The 16,096-nt window shown below is 58.6% G+C and carries 16 protein-coding genes; 10 read left to right on the forward strand and 6 right to left on the reverse strand.

Translation table 11 applies throughout. The annotated features are described in order from the left end of the window. The first annotated feature begins 2 nt into the window (after window positions 1–2). Window positions 3–1,400, forward strand: coding sequence for an NAD(P)(+) transhydrogenase (Re/Si-specific) subunit beta (locus tag ACZ5Q2_RS02820; RefSeq protein ID WP_432210477.1), 1,398 nt, complete (start codon window positions 3–5; stop codon window positions 1,398–1,400). On the opposite strand, the gene ACZ5Q2_RS02825 is transcribed toward ACZ5Q2_RS02820, so the two are convergent. The 4 genes from ACZ5Q2_RS02825 to ACZ5Q2_RS02840 are packed head-to-tail and all read right to left on the reverse strand — an operon-like array spanning window position 1,401 to window position 6,093. Next, a complete protein-coding gene (locus ACZ5Q2_RS02825; protein WP_061332488.1) occupies window positions 1,401–2,072 on the reverse strand; it encodes a LutC/YkgG family protein in 672 nt (223 codons plus the stop codon). Beyond that, the gene (locus tag ACZ5Q2_RS02830; RefSeq protein WP_432210476.1) at window positions 2,072–3,514 is read right to left on the reverse strand and encodes a LutB/LldF family L-lactate oxidation iron-sulfur protein; all 1,443 of its coding nucleotides are present in this window, start codon (window positions 3,512–3,514) and stop codon (window positions 2,072–2,074) included. Before ACZ5Q2_RS02830 ends, ACZ5Q2_RS02825 begins: the two co-directional genes overlap by 1 nt. Further along, complete coding sequence (locus ACZ5Q2_RS02835; protein WP_061332490.1) at window positions 3,511–4,338, reverse strand: (Fe-S)-binding protein; 828 nt, start codon at window positions 4,336–4,338, stop codon at window positions 3,511–3,513. Before ACZ5Q2_RS02835 ends, ACZ5Q2_RS02830 begins: the two co-directional genes overlap by 4 nt. A 60-nt stretch (window positions 4,339–4,398) precedes the next feature. After that, complete coding sequence (locus ACZ5Q2_RS02840; RefSeq protein WP_061332491.1) at window positions 4,399–6,093, reverse strand: L-lactate permease; 1,695 nt, start codon at window positions 6,091–6,093, stop codon at window positions 4,399–4,401. Between the two features lie 218 nt (window positions 6,094–6,311). Between ACZ5Q2_RS02840 and ACZ5Q2_RS02845 the strand changes: the two genes are divergently transcribed. Continuing rightward, entirely contained in the window at window positions 6,312–7,097 is a 786-nt protein-coding gene (locus ACZ5Q2_RS02845; protein ID WP_061332492.1) for a GntR family transcriptional regulator, read from the forward strand. 116 nt (window positions 7,098–7,213) lie between these two features. On the opposite strand, the gene ACZ5Q2_RS02850 is transcribed toward ACZ5Q2_RS02845, so the two are convergent. Then, a complete protein-coding gene (locus tag ACZ5Q2_RS02850) occupies window positions 7,214–7,972 on the reverse strand; it encodes a putative 4-mercaptohistidine N1-methyltransferase (protein WP_061332493.1) in 759 nt (252 codons plus the stop codon). 138 nt (window positions 7,973–8,110) lie between these two features. Between ACZ5Q2_RS02850 and ACZ5Q2_RS02855 the strand changes: the two genes are divergently transcribed. After that, the gene (locus ACZ5Q2_RS02855) at window positions 8,111–9,130 is read left to right on the forward strand and encodes an LLM class flavin-dependent oxidoreductase (protein WP_061332494.1); all 1,020 of its coding nucleotides are present in this window, start codon (window positions 8,111–8,113) and stop codon (window positions 9,128–9,130) included. On the opposite strand, the gene ACZ5Q2_RS02860 is transcribed toward ACZ5Q2_RS02855, so the two are convergent. After that, a complete protein-coding gene (locus ACZ5Q2_RS02860; RefSeq protein WP_061332508.1) occupies window positions 9,097–9,600 on the reverse strand; it encodes a glutathione peroxidase in 504 nt (167 codons plus the stop codon). The genes ACZ5Q2_RS02855 and ACZ5Q2_RS02860 overlap by 34 nt on opposite strands. Before the next feature lie 149 nt (window positions 9,601–9,749). On the opposite strand from ACZ5Q2_RS02860, the gene ACZ5Q2_RS02865 reads away from it, so the two are divergent. The 7 genes from ACZ5Q2_RS02865 to ACZ5Q2_RS02895 all read left to right on the forward strand — a co-directional run bounded on the left by ACZ5Q2_RS02865 (window position 9,750) and on the right by ACZ5Q2_RS02895 (window position 16,096). After that, on the forward strand, window positions 9,750–10,289 hold the full coding sequence (locus ACZ5Q2_RS02865; protein WP_061332495.1) for a YqiA/YcfP family alpha/beta fold hydrolase: 540 nt from the start codon (window positions 9,750–9,752) through the stop codon (window positions 10,287–10,289). A 127-nt stretch (window positions 10,290–10,416) separates the two neighbouring features. Then, window positions 10,417–10,740, forward strand: coding sequence for a high-potential iron-sulfur protein (locus ACZ5Q2_RS02870; RefSeq protein ID WP_061332496.1), 324 nt, complete (start codon window positions 10,417–10,419; stop codon window positions 10,738–10,740). A gap of 247 nt (window positions 10,741–10,987) precedes the next feature. Continuing rightward, complete coding sequence (locus ACZ5Q2_RS02875; protein WP_058093006.1) at window positions 10,988–12,016, forward strand: TRAP transporter substrate-binding protein; 1,029 nt, start codon at window positions 10,988–10,990, stop codon at window positions 12,014–12,016. 115 nt (window positions 12,017–12,131) lie between these two features. Beyond that, complete coding sequence (locus ACZ5Q2_RS02880; RefSeq protein WP_058093007.1) at window positions 12,132–12,728, forward strand: TRAP transporter small permease; 597 nt, start codon at window positions 12,132–12,134, stop codon at window positions 12,726–12,728. A 37-nt stretch (window positions 12,729–12,765) separates the two neighbouring features. Then, the gene (locus ACZ5Q2_RS02885) at window positions 12,766–14,052 is read left to right on the forward strand and encodes a TRAP transporter large permease (protein WP_432210475.1); all 1,287 of its coding nucleotides are present in this window, start codon (window positions 12,766–12,768) and stop codon (window positions 14,050–14,052) included. A 32-nt stretch (window positions 14,053–14,084) separates the two neighbouring features. After that, on the forward strand, window positions 14,085–14,528 hold the full coding sequence (locus ACZ5Q2_RS02890; protein ID WP_432210474.1) for a universal stress protein: 444 nt from the start codon (window positions 14,085–14,087) through the stop codon (window positions 14,526–14,528). Window positions 14,529–14,683: 155 nt separating this feature from the next. Continuing rightward, complete coding sequence (locus ACZ5Q2_RS02895; RefSeq protein ID WP_432210473.1) at window positions 14,684–16,096, forward strand: alanine/glycine:cation symporter family protein; 1,413 nt, start codon at window positions 14,684–14,686, stop codon at window positions 16,094–16,096.

Raw genomic sequence — 16,096 nt, forward strand, 5'->3', positions numbered from 1 at the left:
TCATGTTTGCATTAATCAACCTGTCTTACCTGGCTGCGGCGGTTTGCTTCATTCTTGGCATTAAAGGCATGACCCGCCCGAAAACCGCGGTTCGCGGCAACCAGATCGCCGCAATCGGTATGCTGATCGCCGTTGTCTCCGCCCTGTTGCACCAGGGAATCATTAACTACGCCGCTATCCTCGCCGGTATGATTCTGGGCGGCAGCATCGGTATCTGGCTGGCCAGGCGCACCGCCACCACCGAAATGCCTGAACTGGTGGCCAGCCTGAACGGTATTGGCGGGGGCGCGTCGGTCGCGGTGGCCGCCAGCACCTGGATGCAAACCGTGACGGTGTCCGGCGCCGGCAACAGTGGCTGGACGGCAGCGATTCTTGTCTCAATCATTATTGGTTCGGTGACATTGACCGGCTCAGTGGTGGCCGTGTTGAAACTGAAAGGCAACATTGGGGACAGCCGCAATAACCGCCTGTGGCACAGCGTCACACTGATCACACTGGTCGCAGCTCTGATTGGTGCCGTTCTGTTCACGACCGACGCCAGCACCAGCCCGCTGGCACTGGCTGCACTTATCGGCCTTTGCCTCCTGCTCGGGGTTGGGCTGGTCCAGCCGATTGGCGGTGCCGATATGCCGGTGGTGGTGGCACTGTTGAACGCCTACTCGGGGCTCGCCGGCGCCGCAACCGGTTTTGTGCTGGGCAACCAGGGGCTGATCATCACCGGTTCCCTGGTGGGTGCATCGGGGCTGATCCTGACGGCCATCATGTGCAAAGCCATGAACCGTTCCCTGCCCAACGTGCTATTCGGTGGCGTCTTCGGCGCCACTGGCAACAGCGCCAGCAAGCAGGACGAAGGCGAGTTCTACGATGGCAAGGTGAAATACGCCACGCCTGACGATCTGGCCCTGCTGCTGGACGGCGCCCGCAATGTGGTCATGGTGCCGGGTTATGGCCTGGCGGTGGCGCAGGCCCAGCACGCGGTCAAGGAACTGGCCAACCAGCTTGAGGGCCGTGGTGCCAAAGTCAGCTACGCCATTCACCCGGTTGCCGGGCGCATGCCGGGGCACATGAATGTGCTGCTGGCGGAAGCTGAGATTCCCTATGATCAGCTGAAAGATATGGAGGCGATCAATCCGGAACTGCCTCAGGCCGATGTGGCCATCGTTCTGGGGGCCAATGACGTGGTGAACCCGGCCGCCGCCGAAGATCCGAACTCTCCCATCTTCGGCATGCCGATCCTGGATGTTCACAAGGCAAAAACCGTGGTCGTGGTCAAGCGAAGCCTGTCCGCCGGCTTCGCGGGCATTCCCAACGGCCTGTTCATTCGGGACAACAGCCTGATGGTGAAAGGTGATGCCAAGGAAGTACTTCAGGCAACCACCACCGCAATCAAAGATCTCTGATCAGGCGTCCTCAAGGATGAGGACCACCAGCTCTTTCGGGCCATGGGCACCGTAAGCCAGCACCTGCTCGATATCCGCAGTCTTGGACGGGCCGGAGACCAGCAACAGGTTCGTGGGCAAACCCGCGGACCAGTTGTGTTTTTGCATCATCCCGTACAGGTTATCTTCCACCTCACTGGCCTTGAGCAGGGCTATGTGCAACGGCGGCAGCAGGCTCATCAGGCGCGGTTCATGACGGTCCGGCCAGAGCACCAGGGACCCGGTGGCTGCAATGCCGCCCACAGTACCGGTTATGCTGGCATCCACCTTCCAGAACAACTCATCTTTCCATTCCTCGATGGGCCGGTCGTAGACCATCAACTGAACTTTCGCACTGCTCCTCTGCCAGTGCACCGCCAGCTGTCTGCCATGGGCGGTGCCTGGGGCATATAGCAGGTTGCCCAGACCTCGGCTCTCCAGCAATTCCTGCACTTTGGCAGGCCACTGGGCGCTGGTGACCTGATGAACCTCGGTGTGTACCGCTTCCATCAAAGTGCGCAGGCGGGTAATCCGGTCTTCCGGGGCGTACTGCCAGGGAGTTGTAACCAGACCCTCGTCAAAATCATCAGGCCGGGGCGTGGTGCCGGCCAGGCCGGCACGAAGTTTGTTCAGAATATTGCTGCGAGCGCTCATCACCGATCCCCCTGATTCAGATGGGCTTTGGCCAGATCGTGCAACGACCGGCGGGCCGGCACCGGTGCTGAGTGGTTCTCGGTCCATGGGCCGACGTTTTTCGGTGCCAGCTTGCGCAAGCGGGTCGCGCCCCACAGGAACAACCAGTAGAACACCGGCGACGTGTTCAGTCTTGCCCAGAAGCGCCAGATCGCCCGCTCCTTGCGGGAGTATTTGGCACCGCCATCTTTCACTTTCGGCTGCTCCGCCGGGCTTTTCACGTTTTCCTGCCGCAATCGCTGCAGCATTTCCGGAATCGGAATCTTCACCGGGCACACTTCGCCACAGGCACCACACAATGACGACGCGCTGGGATGGTCGGGCACCTTATGCAAGCCCACCATGTGCGGCGTAATGATCTTGCCGATCGGCCCCGGATACACCTCACCGTAGGTATGGCCGCCCACCCGGGTATACACCGGGCAATGGTTCATGCACGCGCCGCAGCGGATACAGTTTAATGTCTGGCGCAGTTGGGCATCGGCGAAAGCGCCGCTGCGACCATTGTCCAGCAACACCAGATGCACTTCTTCCGGACCATCCAGCTCATCCGCCTTGCGGGGGCCGGAAATCATGTTCACGTAGGTGGTGATGGGCTGGCCCAATGCGGAACGGGTCAGCAAGGACAACAGGGGCACCACGTCCCGCAGGTTCTCCACCACTTTTTCGATGCCGGTGACGGCAATGTGCACTGGCGGCGCCGTGGTGCTCATGCGGCCATTGCCTTCGTTCTCCACCAGCAGCAAGGTGCCGGTTTCGGCAATGGCGAAGTTGACGCCGGAGACCCCGACATCCGCTTCAAGGAATTTCTGGCGCAGGGTGCGGCGGCCAATCTGGATCAGTTCGTTCACATCCTCGGTCTCATCCACGCCCAGTTTGTCGTGGAACAGTTTGGAGACCTGAAAGCGGTTCTTGTGAATCGCCGGCATGATGATGTGGGAGGGCTTTTCGCCATCCAGCTGGACGATGTACTCGCCCATGTCGGACTCCAGGCACTCGATGTTGCGTTCGGCCAGGTAGTCGTTCATCTCCATTTCTTCGCTGACCATGGACTTGCCCTTCACCACCTGAGAGCCCTGCTTCGCCTCAATGATGGAGTGGACAATCCGGTTGGCCTCTTCGGTGGTCTCGGCCCAGTGGACCTTGACACCGTTGGCGGTCAGTTTGGCTTCCAGCTGCTCCAGTAAATCCGGCAACCGGGACAGGGCCCGGGCCTTGATGTGGTTACCCAGTTCCCGCAAGCCTTCGCGCTCGTCTTCATCCGGGAAAGCATCGGCGCGCTTTTTCATCAGCGAATCCATAGCCACCCGGAAGTTGGTGCGCAGCTGGTCGTCCGCCAGGGCACCCGCGGCGCGGCCACGGAAGCTGTCGGTCAGCTCCTTAATGGGTATGCGCTGGCTCATGGCGTCACCTCACCACTGACCCGCTCCCACAGGAAGCTGGCCAGATGCCGGCCCCGGAAGGCCTGTTGCTGTTTTTCCAGGGAGCCATTGATGTTGAGCAGGCAGCCACCATCGGCGGTGACCATTTCCACCGCGCCGGACTCCCGTAGCGAACGGGTTTTGTCCAGCACCATGGCGCCGGAGACTTCCGGCATGCGCACCGAGAACGTACCACCGAAACCACAGCACTCGCTTTCATGGTCGTGGTCCAACCGCTGCACGTTGGCCAGTTTTCCCAGCAGCTCTCGGGCGTGCACGTGAGTGTTCATTTCCCGACGGGCAGAGCAGGAGGTGTGCAGGGCAATCTGCGTGGGCTGGCCCAGGTCCTGCCAGTCCACTTTACATACATGCAACAGGAATTCGGTCAGCTCGAACGTGCGCTCGGCCAGGCTTTCAACACGCTCGAGGGTATCCGGCTCTTCGGCAAACACTTCATGATAATGCTGCCGGAACATGCCGGCACAGGAACCGGAAGGCACCACCACCGGCAAGCCATTATCCAGCAGATTGAGCTGTGCCCGCGCCACCTCCCGGGCCTCATTCACGTAACCAGAGGTCCAGGCCGGCTGGCCGCAGCAAGACTGCGCCTGCGGAAAATGTACGCGAATACCCTCCCGTTCCAGCAGGCGGATGGCGTCCAGCCCGGCCTCGGGGAAGAACAAATCCACCACGCAGGTACCAAACAGCGTGACCTCGGCCGGCTTTGCCGAGTAGGTCCGGGGCTTGGGGCGCTCCGGAGCCACACGGGTGGCGTTGGGGGCGGCATCGTAGAACAGCTCACTCATCAGTCATTGCCTCCGGGCGATACGGCCACCGGCCGCCCGCCCGTCATTGTTATGTCAGCGTTACCGGCTCATTAACGGGTCCATTACACCCAGGCCATAGGCCGCCAGCAGTGCAATCAAACCGGTCGCCAAGAGGTAGTATAGGGTCGGCCACACAGTCTTGCGCAGGGTCTGTCCTTCACGGCCCAACAGCCCCACCGTGGCTGAGGCGGCCACCACGTTATGAATGGCCACCATGTTACCGGCAGCGGCACCCACGGCCTGCACCGCCACCATCAGGGCGGTGGACAGGCCGAGGCTTTCAGCGACACCAAACTGGAACTGACTGAACATCATGTTGGATACGGTGTTGGAACCCGCCAGAAAGGCACCCAGCGCACCCACGGTCGGTGCCAGCAGCGGATAGATACCACCCACGGCATCGGCGGCCCAGGTGGCCATGGCCAGCGGCATACTGGGCAAATCGGACATGTTAACGCCCGAGTTGATCAGGATCCGCACCATCGGCACCGTAAACAGAAGAACAAAGCCTGCGCTCAACAGCACACCACTGGATTCCTTGACGGCATTCCCAAGGGCACGAGCGCTCATGCGGTGAATGAAGAAGGTTGCCAGAACAACCATCACCAGGATACCGCCCGGCAGGTAAAGAGGCTGAACACCGGCATTGATGCCTGCCTCACCCAGAATATTCGAGAACGATACACCAACGCTGGTGAAGGCCTGTTTGATCGGGTCGACGGTCCGGCTCAGTACCAGCACGACGCCCACCAGTACGTAGGGCACCCAGGCGCGGAAACCGCTCATGGGCTTGGCCGCGATGTCTTCGAGTTTCATCTCGATACTGCCCAGCCACTCGGAGGGCCAGTCCTTGCGGTCGGCAAAATCCCAGGCGTTTTTGGGCATAAGGAAGCCTTTTTTCGCCGCCATGGTCACGATCGCCAGGCCAATCAGGCCACCCAGCAGAGACGGGAACTCCGGCCCCAGAATCACACCGGTCAGCGCATAGGGCACAACAAAGGCAACGCCGGCAAACAGGGCAAACGGGAGCACCTCCAATCCTTCTTTCCAGCTTTTGTTCTTGCCGAAGAAGCGGGTCATCATGGTCACCATCAGCAACGGCATAACCACACCGACAACGGCGTGGGTGATGGCCACTTCCGAGGTGATCAGCTGCAGGTACGCATCCCAGTTGGAGCCCAGAGCCTCCAGTCGCTCGGTAATCGTGGCACGGTCGAGACCCGTGGTTACACCAACCACCACCGGGGTGCCCACGGCACCAAAGGACACCGGCGTGCTCTGCACCATCATGCCCAGCATCACAGCCGCCATGGCCGGGAAGCCCACAGCCACCAGCAGAGGCGCGGCAATGGCCGCCGGCGTGCCGAAGCCGGAGGCGCCTTCGATGAAGCTGCCGAACAGCCAGACAATGATAATCGCCTGAATACGGCGGTCCGGGGTGATGTTGGTAAAGCCCGCCCGAATGGTGGTGATGGCCCCCGAATGTTTCAGCGTGTTCAGCAGTAAAATAGCGCCGAAGATAATCCACAGCAGTCCAATGGTAATCACCAGACCCTGCAGGGTGGAGGCCAGAATACGGTTCAGGGTCATATCCCAGGCGCTGTAACCGATCAGCGCAGTGACCAGGAACACCACGGGCATGGCGCGGCGGGCAGGCCAACGCAGGCCAATCAGAAGGATTCCGGCCAGCAGAATCGGGGCAAATGCCAACAGGGCGAGCAATCCGGACGACATGATTTTCTCCAGAGTATTGTTGTTGGATACTATTTTTGGATAATTGGTAATACCAATTTACAAGTCTGTCCAAGTACGTTATTTGAACACCCTTTGGGCTGTCAAAAGCAGAGCGTTCGACATTCGTCTAATTGCCTATGGGTTTTACTGGGAAAACAAGAACAAAGCAGGCTAATATTTATTGGTAAGACCAATTTATTTATCAACCGGAGCCGTACATGGCCATCAATCAGGTGGCGCCCAGGCGCCTCGCCGACACCATCGTTGAGCAACTGGAAACCATGATTCTGGAAGGCACATTGCAACCGGGCCAGCAGTTACCTCCGGAGCGGGTGCTGGCAGAGCAATTCGGTGTGTCCCGGCCATCGTTGAGAGAAGCAATCCAGAAACTGGCCGCCAAAGGCCTGCTCCACAGCCGCCAGGGAGGGGGCAACTTTGTCACCGAAACGCTGGGTGCCAGTTTCAGTGACCCACTGATCAAGTTGCTGGAGACGCACCCGGAAGCCCATCGCGACCTGCTGGAATTTCGCCGCACGCTGGAAGCAGACTGCGCCTTTTACGCAGCGCAAAGAGCCACCGAAGTTGACCGCCAGTACCTCACTCAAGCCTGGACCGCCCTGGATGCCTGTTACCGTGACAGCTCCGGCAACAACCTGGAAGCCGAAGGCGCAGCGGACGCCCGCTTCCACATGGCCATCGCCGAGGCCAGCCATAATGTGGTGCTGATGCACACCATGCGTAACCTGTTCAACATGCTCAAGAACAACATTGTGACCAACATCGGCGGCATGTATGCCAGGGCCGCCAAAACCCGGCAGGGCCTGGTAGACCAGCATTCCCGGCTGTTTCAGGCAATCATGGAAGGAAGGGCCGAGGATGCCCGGGCCATTGCCGGCCACCACATCGAGTTTGTCCAGCAGACCATCTCGGAACACTCGGAAAACGAACGGCGCAAACAGCGGGCCTTGCGCCGGGAACGGCACAACGCTGACGAGCAGGCATAAAAAAGCCGGGGGAGTTCCCCGGCCAAAGTATTCACACGATGCACCAACACAATGCGTGTCGTCCTGATGAGTCTTTAAATTAACACCCGAACATGACCGTTCAGTGACAGCGCTCGTCAGGCCGGCAACTTTTCCCAGATGGTCAGTTCTGAAAAGCTGTGCTGGAATTTGTTACGGGTTTCCCGGATCACGAACGGTAGGCTTCGTGGCTCGCCCAACAACTTGAAATGAGACGCCAGCATATCCTTCAGGCCGTCGAGCGTGGTGAAAGGCTCACCGTTTTTCAGGTAACCGCCCACCCACTCGGATTTCGGCGTGTAGTCTTCCAGCCAGGTGTAAGGTGATGCGATCACCAGCAAACCCAGATCATTGATCCGCTCGTGGATGGTTTCAAGAAACAGGGACGGCTTGTATAACCGGTCGATCAGGTTACCCGCCAGCACCAGATCATAATCCCGGTAGTCCTGCCCCAGATCGCAGGCATCGCCCTGGTGGAAAGCGACGCGTTGAGCCGCTTCTGCCAGACCCAGTGCCGCCAGTGAGCGCTCCTGATAACTGACCAGCTCACCCTCTTCCGGCCTGGCGTAGCGGGCCCTACCGCTGGCCACAACATCCCGGCAGGTGTTCACAAAGGTCTGGGAAAAATCGACGCCATCGACATGATCAAAATGGCGGGCCAGTTCCAGCGTGGTTCGCCCCACCGCACAGCCGATATCCAGCGCCCGACAGGTTTCACGGCCATTCAGTGCCTCCAGGGCAGCCTCCGCCAGCTCTTTCGGGAAATTCGCCTCGCCATGCCAGGATTCACCAAAGTGAAACTCCAGATACTGGGCCAGGGTGGTATCGTTTTCATAATAATCGCTGGGATTGTTCACCTATTTCTCCTAGTAGAGAGCCACTTAATTCGGGACGTGGATGTTCCAGACGAAAGGAAGTCAATCTCGACTATCCTTGAAAATACACATAAGAAACACCACTGTCAGTGGTCTCGAAGCTCATCATATCGGAGAACTATGCCTACCCTGCCCGATTATTCCCTGCTCGAACTGGCCTCCGTCCGCGAAGGTGATTCGGTGAGCACCACGCTGGCAAACAGTGTTGCCTACGCCCAACATGCCGAAACACTGGGCTTCAAGCGGTTCTGGCTGGCCGAACACCACAACATGGAGGGCATATCCAGTTCCGCCACGTCTGTGCTGGTGGGTCATATCGCTGGCCGAACCAACACCATTCGGGTTGGCTCTGGCGGCGTCATGCTGCCCAATCACCCGCCGTTGGTGGTCGCTGAACAGTTTGGCACCCTGGAATGCCTTTATCCGGGGCGCATTGACCTTGGCCTTGGCCGGGCACCGGGTACCGACCCGATCACGGCCAGGGCGCTGCGCCGTGAAGGCCTGGGAGCAGAACAGTTCCCGGAAGATGTGGCCCGCCTGCAAAGCCTGCTCGGCCCCCTGCAACCGGGCCAACCGGTCAAGGCGATTCCCGGGGCGGGCACCGAGGTGCCCATCTGGCTTCTGGGCTCAAGCCTGTTCAGCGCCCAGCTGGCAGCAGCGCGGGGCCTGCCCTATGCCTTCGCTGGGCACTTCGCCCCAAGGCTGTACCGGGAAGCCCTGAGGGTTTACCGGGACAACTTCCAACCCTCCGAGCAACTGGAACAGCCCTACGCCATGCTGGCCATACCGGCGATCCCCGCCGACTCCCTGGATCAGGCAAAGTTTCTGGCCACCACCAGTTACCAGCGCATTCTGTCTCTGTTCCGTGGCCAGCCCCTGTGGATGAAACCGCCGGTTGCATCCATGGACGGCCTGTGGAATGCCGGTGAGAAGGCCAGCGTACTGGATTTCCTGGGGTTACAGGTGATGGGCAACGCCGGTGACATACGCCAACAGCTCGATAACCTGCTGGCGGATATCCACGTAGACGAACTGATGTTCACCGTCGATATCTATGACCCGGCACAGCGCCGTCATGCTCTCGACATCCTGGCGCAAACCCGGGATCAGAGCACCTCTTCAATGGCTTCCATTAACTGAGGATCGTCCGGGCGAACCCGGCTGGGGAAGCTGGCGGTGACCTTGCCGTCCCGGTCCAGTACGTATTTGGTGAAGTTCCAGCGCGGCGGCTGGCTCTGACGGTTGATCTCGCGGAACACAGGGTTCGCCTGGGTACCGGTCACCGGCCCGGGCGCGATCATCGTGAAGGTGACACCAAAGTTGACGAAACAAACCTCGGCGGCTTCTTCTTCGGTGCTCGCCTCCTGCCGGAAATCATCGCTGGCGAAGCCCACCACAACCAGGCCCTTGTCGCGGAATGTCTGATGCAGCGCTTCGAGCCCCTCAAACTGGCCGGTATAACCGCAACGGCTTGCGGTGTTCACAACCAGCATCGGCTGGCCGGCGGCCAGGTCACACAGGTTGACGGAATCCCTGGAGTGCAGCTTGCGCTGGTCATGGTCGAGAAACGCGGGGCACTCGGCGGTCCATGCTGGCAAAGCAGCAACCATAAGGGCGATCAGCGACCACCGCTGCCATCGTGTCGTGTGCATTGTTAGACTCCTTTTCTGCTGACAAGAAGGAATACGATTGCGAGTGGCAATCCGCTCATAACCCGACTTAACGACAAAGTTCCTGACCAACCACCGGAGTAAATCCCGTGTCTGCACCCGAAACTTTCGTTTTTCTTTCCCATGGGCTCGAAAGCGGCCCCGGGAGTACCAAGATCCAGGCCCTTAAAACGGTGGCGGAGTCGTTCGCCGGCGTCCACGCTGAAGCCATTGATCATCGTAGCACCAAAGACCCGGCCCAGCGCCTTGGGCAAATGCGAGATGCCATGGCGGCAGCGGGTGCTGACCCGGCCCGGACCATTCTTGCCGGTTCCAGCATGGGCGGCTGGGTGTGTGCGCAAACCAGTGCAGACACACCGGTACTGGGCTGTTTCCTGCTGGCGCCAGCCCTGGCCCTCCCCGATTACCCCCAAAGCCGGCCTCGCATTCAGGCTCGGCATACCCAGATCATCCACGGTTGGCAGGACGACGTGGTGCCACCTATGCCGGTCATTGAACTGGCGCAAGCGCAGAACCTGCCAATCCTGCTGTTACCCGACAACCACCGGCTGGAGCACAGCGTTTCCCGGGTTGCTGATGAGTTCCGTGCCTTTCTCATGAACACCGGATTAAACCCGCGTCATCATTAACCGATGTCATCCAAACGCCGTGCATGACCGAATCATTTTGGTAGGGTGGTTCTGCTGCCCTCGCCGTTGCCTGAACCCCGGTTCCGGCAGGGCAATCCACAAATGATGAGAGAGAAAGGAGTTACCAATGAGCGATTTCAATAAAAGTCGACGGGTATTCCTGCGCACTGCCGCGTTAGGTGTCGCTGCCGTTCCACTGGCACGGGTAGCTACACACGTTCCGGCAGCCCGAGCCGAGAAGCCGAGAGCGGAGGACGGCCATGCACTGGACTACGTGAACGACGGTAGTACCAGCGATCATGAGAAATATCAGGATGGAAACAAGTGTTCCAACTGTGCGTTTTGGGCCGGGGAAGTTTCCGGGGGATGGGGCGGTTGCCGCCACCCGCAGTTCAGCGATGTACTGGTCAATGCCGATGGCTGGTGTAACACCTGGGTACCGGGCGGTTAACGTAACATGACAGGCGGCCACAAGGCCGCCTGTCATCCACCTGCCCGCCATCAAAAATTCAATTTTTTCCTCCCCTGAGTAAGACAGAAAACCGAATAAATCGAAAATTCATAGACTTGCGATACCAATAAAACCTGTCGCCTGAATTATCTGATTTTGGCCATTTCCTTGCGAAAACCCTCATGTTTTGCCAGTCTTTAATAATGTAACAAAGGATTTCAGCAAAAAAACAAACGGAGACAGCGCGATGAGCAACACAAGTAAATTCAGGAAACTGGCCGGTTTTTCGGCGTTCGCCTTTGCAGCGATCACTGCGGCAAACTCGGTAAACGCCGCCAACTGGCGCTATGCCCATGAAGAATACGAGGGTGATGTTCAGGACGTTTACGCCTACAAATTCAAGGAATACGTAGAGGAGAATTCCGACCATACGGTGCAGGTGTTCCGATTTGGTGAGCTGGGCGAATCTGACGACATCATGGAGCAAACCCAGGCCGGTATTCTTAATTTTGTAAACCAGTCCCCGGGCTTCACCGGCTCCCTCATTCCCGAAGCACAGATCTTCTTCATTCCCTACCTGATGCCTACCGATATGGACACGGTCATCAAGTTTTTCCGGGAATCCAAAGCCATCAACGAAGACTTCCCGGAGCTTTATGCCGAGCAGGGCCTGGAACTGCTGAAGATGTACCCCGAGGGTGAAATGGTGGTCACGGTGGACGAACCGGTAACGTCCCCGGCAGGCTTCAACAATAAAAAGATTCGGGTAATGACCAACCCGCTGTTGTCTGAAACCTATTCCGCTTTCGGTGCCACACCTACGCCGCTGCCCTGGGGCGAAGTGTACGGTGCCCTGCAGACCAACATGATCCAGGGTCAGGAAAACCCGATTTTCTGGATCGAATCCGGTGGTCTGTACGAGGTCTCCCCGAATCTGGTATTCACCGGCCACGGTTGGTTCACCACCGCCATGATGGCAAACCAGAACTTCTTCAATGGTCTTTCTGATGCAGACAAAAAGCTGGTTCGCGACGCCGCGGACTACGCCTTTGAAGAGATCATCGTTCACATCGATGGCCTGGCCGACGAGGCTCTGGAGAAAATCCAGGCCGCCAGTGATCGGGTCACCGTCACCCGCCTGAACGAAGAACAGATCGAAGCCTTCCGTGCCCGCGCCCCGCAGGTGGAAGAGCGCTTCATCAACATGACCGGCGAGCGTGGCAAGCAGCTGCTTGAACAGTTCAAGGCCGATCTAGAAGCCGTTCAGGGACAGTAAAGCGGCAGGATTCAAAGGGTGGCGCTTCGCCACCCTTTGATGTCCGGCCCTGGTTTAACCCCCGCCCCGCCGGGGTCCTTACCGGCCGGGAGCGAATGATTCTGGAGTGGAATCCATGTCTGAACATCCCGAGGAGGTTGTTGAAGACGATACCGGCAGCTATGAGTCCGGTTTACCGGGCTTTCTGGGCACCATCGATGAATGGATCGCCAAGGTTGAAGCCGTTATGCTTGCCGCCGGTGTCATTCTTATGGCTATCAACACCTGCGCCAATGTGATAGGACGCTTTGCTTTCGGACAGGGGCTGTTCTTCTCTGGTGAGATCAACCGCATCCTGATCATACTGATCACTTTCGCCGGTATTGGCTACGCTGCCCGCCATGGCCGCCACATCCGCATGTCTGCAGTCTACGACGCCCTGCCCGCCAAAGCGCGTAAAGTGCTGATGATCTTCATTGCCCTGTTCACCTCGGTGGTGATGTTTTTCCTGTGTTATCACGCCTACGGCTACATCGAGACTCTGTATAGCCGCGGCCGCATTTTGCCTGCCTTAGGTATACCTATCTGGATCATCTACATCTGGGCGCCCATCGGTTTCGCCATTACTGGTATCCAGTATTTCCTGACCGCCATCAAAAACCTCACCAGCAAGGACGTCTACCTCTCAACCGGTGTGGTGGATGGCTATGCTGACACCGAGTCCGAGGTCTGAGACAGCCGTAACCCGATAAGGAACAGGAAGATTACTTATGGCAACTATTCTCATGTTGATCATGATCGGGCTACTGCTGCTGGGCTTCCCGATGATGATCCCACTGACCACCGCGGCGGTGGTTGGCTTTGTAATGATGTTCGACGGCTTCGGCCAGATGCAAACCTTCATCCAGCAAATGATGGGTGGTATCCGGCCGGCGTCGTTGATTGCAGTACCCATGTTTATTCTGGCCGCCGATATCATGACCCGGGGCCAGTCGGCCGACCGGCTGATCAACATGGTCATGGCGTTCATTGGCCACATCAAGGGCGGCCTGGCCATCAGTACCGCCACCTCCTGCACGCTGTTTGGGGCGGTTTCCGGTTCAACCCAGGCCACGGTTGTGGCGGTCGGCTCGCCACTGCGCCCGAAGATGCTGAAAGCAGGCTACTCTGACCCTTTCACGCTCGCACTGATCATCAACGCCAGTGACATCGCGTTCCTGATTCCCCCAAGTATCGGGATGATTATCTACGGGGTTATCTCCGAGACCTCCATTGCCGAACTGTTCATTGCCGGTATCGGCCCGGGCGTTCTGATCCTGTTCATGTTTTCCCTGTACTGCCTGTTCTACGCGTACAAGCACAACGTACCAACCGAAGAGAAAGCCAGCTGGAAACAACGGGCGCTTTCGGTGCGGGATGCCTCCTGGCCGCTAATGTTCCCGGTCATCATTGTGGGTGGTATCTACGGCGGCATTTTCAGCCCCACCGAGGCAGCCGCCGTGTGCGTGCTCTACGCCTTCCTGCTGGAATTCGTGATTTTCCGCTCCCTGAAACTCAAAGACGTTTACAAGATTGCGAAATCCACCGGCCTGATTACCGCCGTGGTCTTCATTCTGGTTGCCGTCGGCAATGGCTTCTCCTGGATTATCTCTTTTGCCCAGATTCCCCAGGCCATTCTGGAGACTGTCGGTGTCAACGAAGCCGGCCCGGTGGGTGTGTTGATTGCCATCTGTATTGCCTTCTTTATCGCCTGTATGTTTGTTGACCCGATTGTGGTCATCCTGGTGCTCACCCCCATCTTTGCTCCGGCCATCCAGGCCACCGGGCTGGACCCGGTTCTGGTGGGCGTGCTGATCACCCTGCAGGTGGCCATAGGCTCGGCCACGCCGCCGTTTGGCTGTGACATATTCACCGCCATCGCCATTTTCAAGCGCCCCTACATGGAAGTGATCCGGGGCACGCCACCGTTCATCTTCATGCTGGTGGCCGCCGCCGGGCTGATCATTGCCTTCCCGGATATCGCTCTGTTCCTGAGGGACCTGGCTTACCGAGACTGAGCCGGGTAACCGGCCAGTAACAGGAGAGACCTATGTTCAAACGGATTATGGTAGCCGTGGATGGCTCCAAAACCTCGCTGAAGGCGCTGGATAAGGCAATTGACCTGCAGAAGCTGATTCCAGATGCCGAAATTTTTATCCTGTGCGTCTACAAGCACCACAGCCTGTTCGAGGCCTCCTTATCGATTGGTCGGCCCGACAACATGGACATTCCGGACAAAGTGCTGTCGGACTACGCCAAGGGCGTTGTTAATCACGCCAAGGAACGAGCCAAAGAACACGGAGCCAGCAAAGTGCGTGGCTTTGTGAAATCCGGCCGGCCATCCAAGGTGATTGTAAAATTTGCCCAGGACAAGGAGGCGGACCTGATCGTCGTTGGCACCAAGGGCACCAACAGCGATAAAGACGGCATGTTCCTGGGCAGCGTCTCGCACAGGGTGGCGTCGCACGCAAAATGCCCGGTGTTGGTAGTCTGACAGACATTTCACTCTATTCCGGGGGCCGGTGATGCAAATGCCCGGCGCCCTGGCAATCACGGATTTCCGCAGTCTGATCAGATTTTCACCGTGCTAGACTCCCCCGCCTTGCGTTACTTTTCATTCACAACATTCAAATCACAAGGCGTCTACCCATGACTGCAATTGTCGATTTTCTCAACTCGATTCTCTGGGGTTATGTCCTCGTTTACGGCCTGCTGGCCGTCGGTATCTTCTTCACCATCCGCCTGGGTTTTCTGCAGTTCGTCAATTTTGGCGAAATGGTCCGGGCCATCCGCGGTTCCCGTGAAAGCGACGTTCACGGCATCTCACCCTTCCAGGCGCTATGTACCAGCCTGGCCTCCCGCGTCGGCACCGGCAACCTGGCAGGCGTGGCCGTGGCCCTGTACCTCGGCGGTGCCGGTGCCATCTTCTGGATGTGGATGGTGGCGTTGGTAGGCATGGCCACCGGCTACGCGGAAAGCACCCTGGCACAGCTGTACAAAGTGCGTGACGGCAAGGGCCAATATCGGGGCGGCCCGGCGGTGTACATCGCCAAGGGCCTGAAAGCGCCCTGGGCGGCGGTCATTTTCGCGGTGTGCCTGATCATCTCCTTCGGCCTGGTGTTCAACGCCGTGCAGGCTAACTCCATCGCCGATGCCATGGAGGGGGCCTTTGGTGCGCCCAAACTGGGTGTTGGCGTGGTCATCGCGGCGCTTGCCGGCATTGTGATATTTGGCGGACTGCGCAAGATTGTGCGTTTTGCCGAGTTCGTGGTTCCGTTTATGGCAGGCGCCTACGTCTTACTGGCACTCGTTGTAATGGCCCTGAACATTACCGAAGTACCCGGTATTCTCGCAATGATCGTGAAAAGCGCCTTCGGCCTTGAGGAAGCCGCCGGTGGCGCCGCCGGTTCAATCACCGCCGCCATGCTCAACGGCATCAAGCGCGGTCTATTCTCCAACGAGGCGGGCATGGGCTCTGCTCCGAACATCGCCGCCACCGCCACCCCGGCGCCACACCACCCCTCCTCTCAGGGCCTGGTTCAGGCATTCGGCGTGTTCATCGACACCATTATTATCTGTACCGCCACCGCAGTGATGATTCTGCTCGCGGGTGTTCTGGAGCCGGGCTCCGGCATCACCGGCACCCAGTTGACCCAGCAGGCTATGGAAGTCCACCTGGGTGATTTCGGTGGCTACTTCATTGCCGTTGCCATCCTGTTCTTCGCGTTCACATCCATTGTCGCCAACTACACCTATGCCGAGAACGCGTTGATCTACCTGAAAGGCGGCAACACCCTGGGCCTGACACTGCTTCGCGTGGCAGCGCTGGCGATGGTTATCTGGGGTGGGTACGAGGCAGTGGTTACGGTATTTAACGCCGCAGACGCCTCCATGGGCCTGATGGCTGCCATCAACCTGGTGGCGATTGTGCTGCTGTCCGGCACGGTGGCCAAGTTGACCAAGGACTACCTGGCCCAACGTAAGGAGGGGCTGGTGCCTCACTTCAAGTCAAAGGATTACCCGGAGCTGCACGAGAAAATCGACAGCAACATCTGGCACTGA

The organism is Marinobacter alkaliphilus (assembly GCF_055394375.1).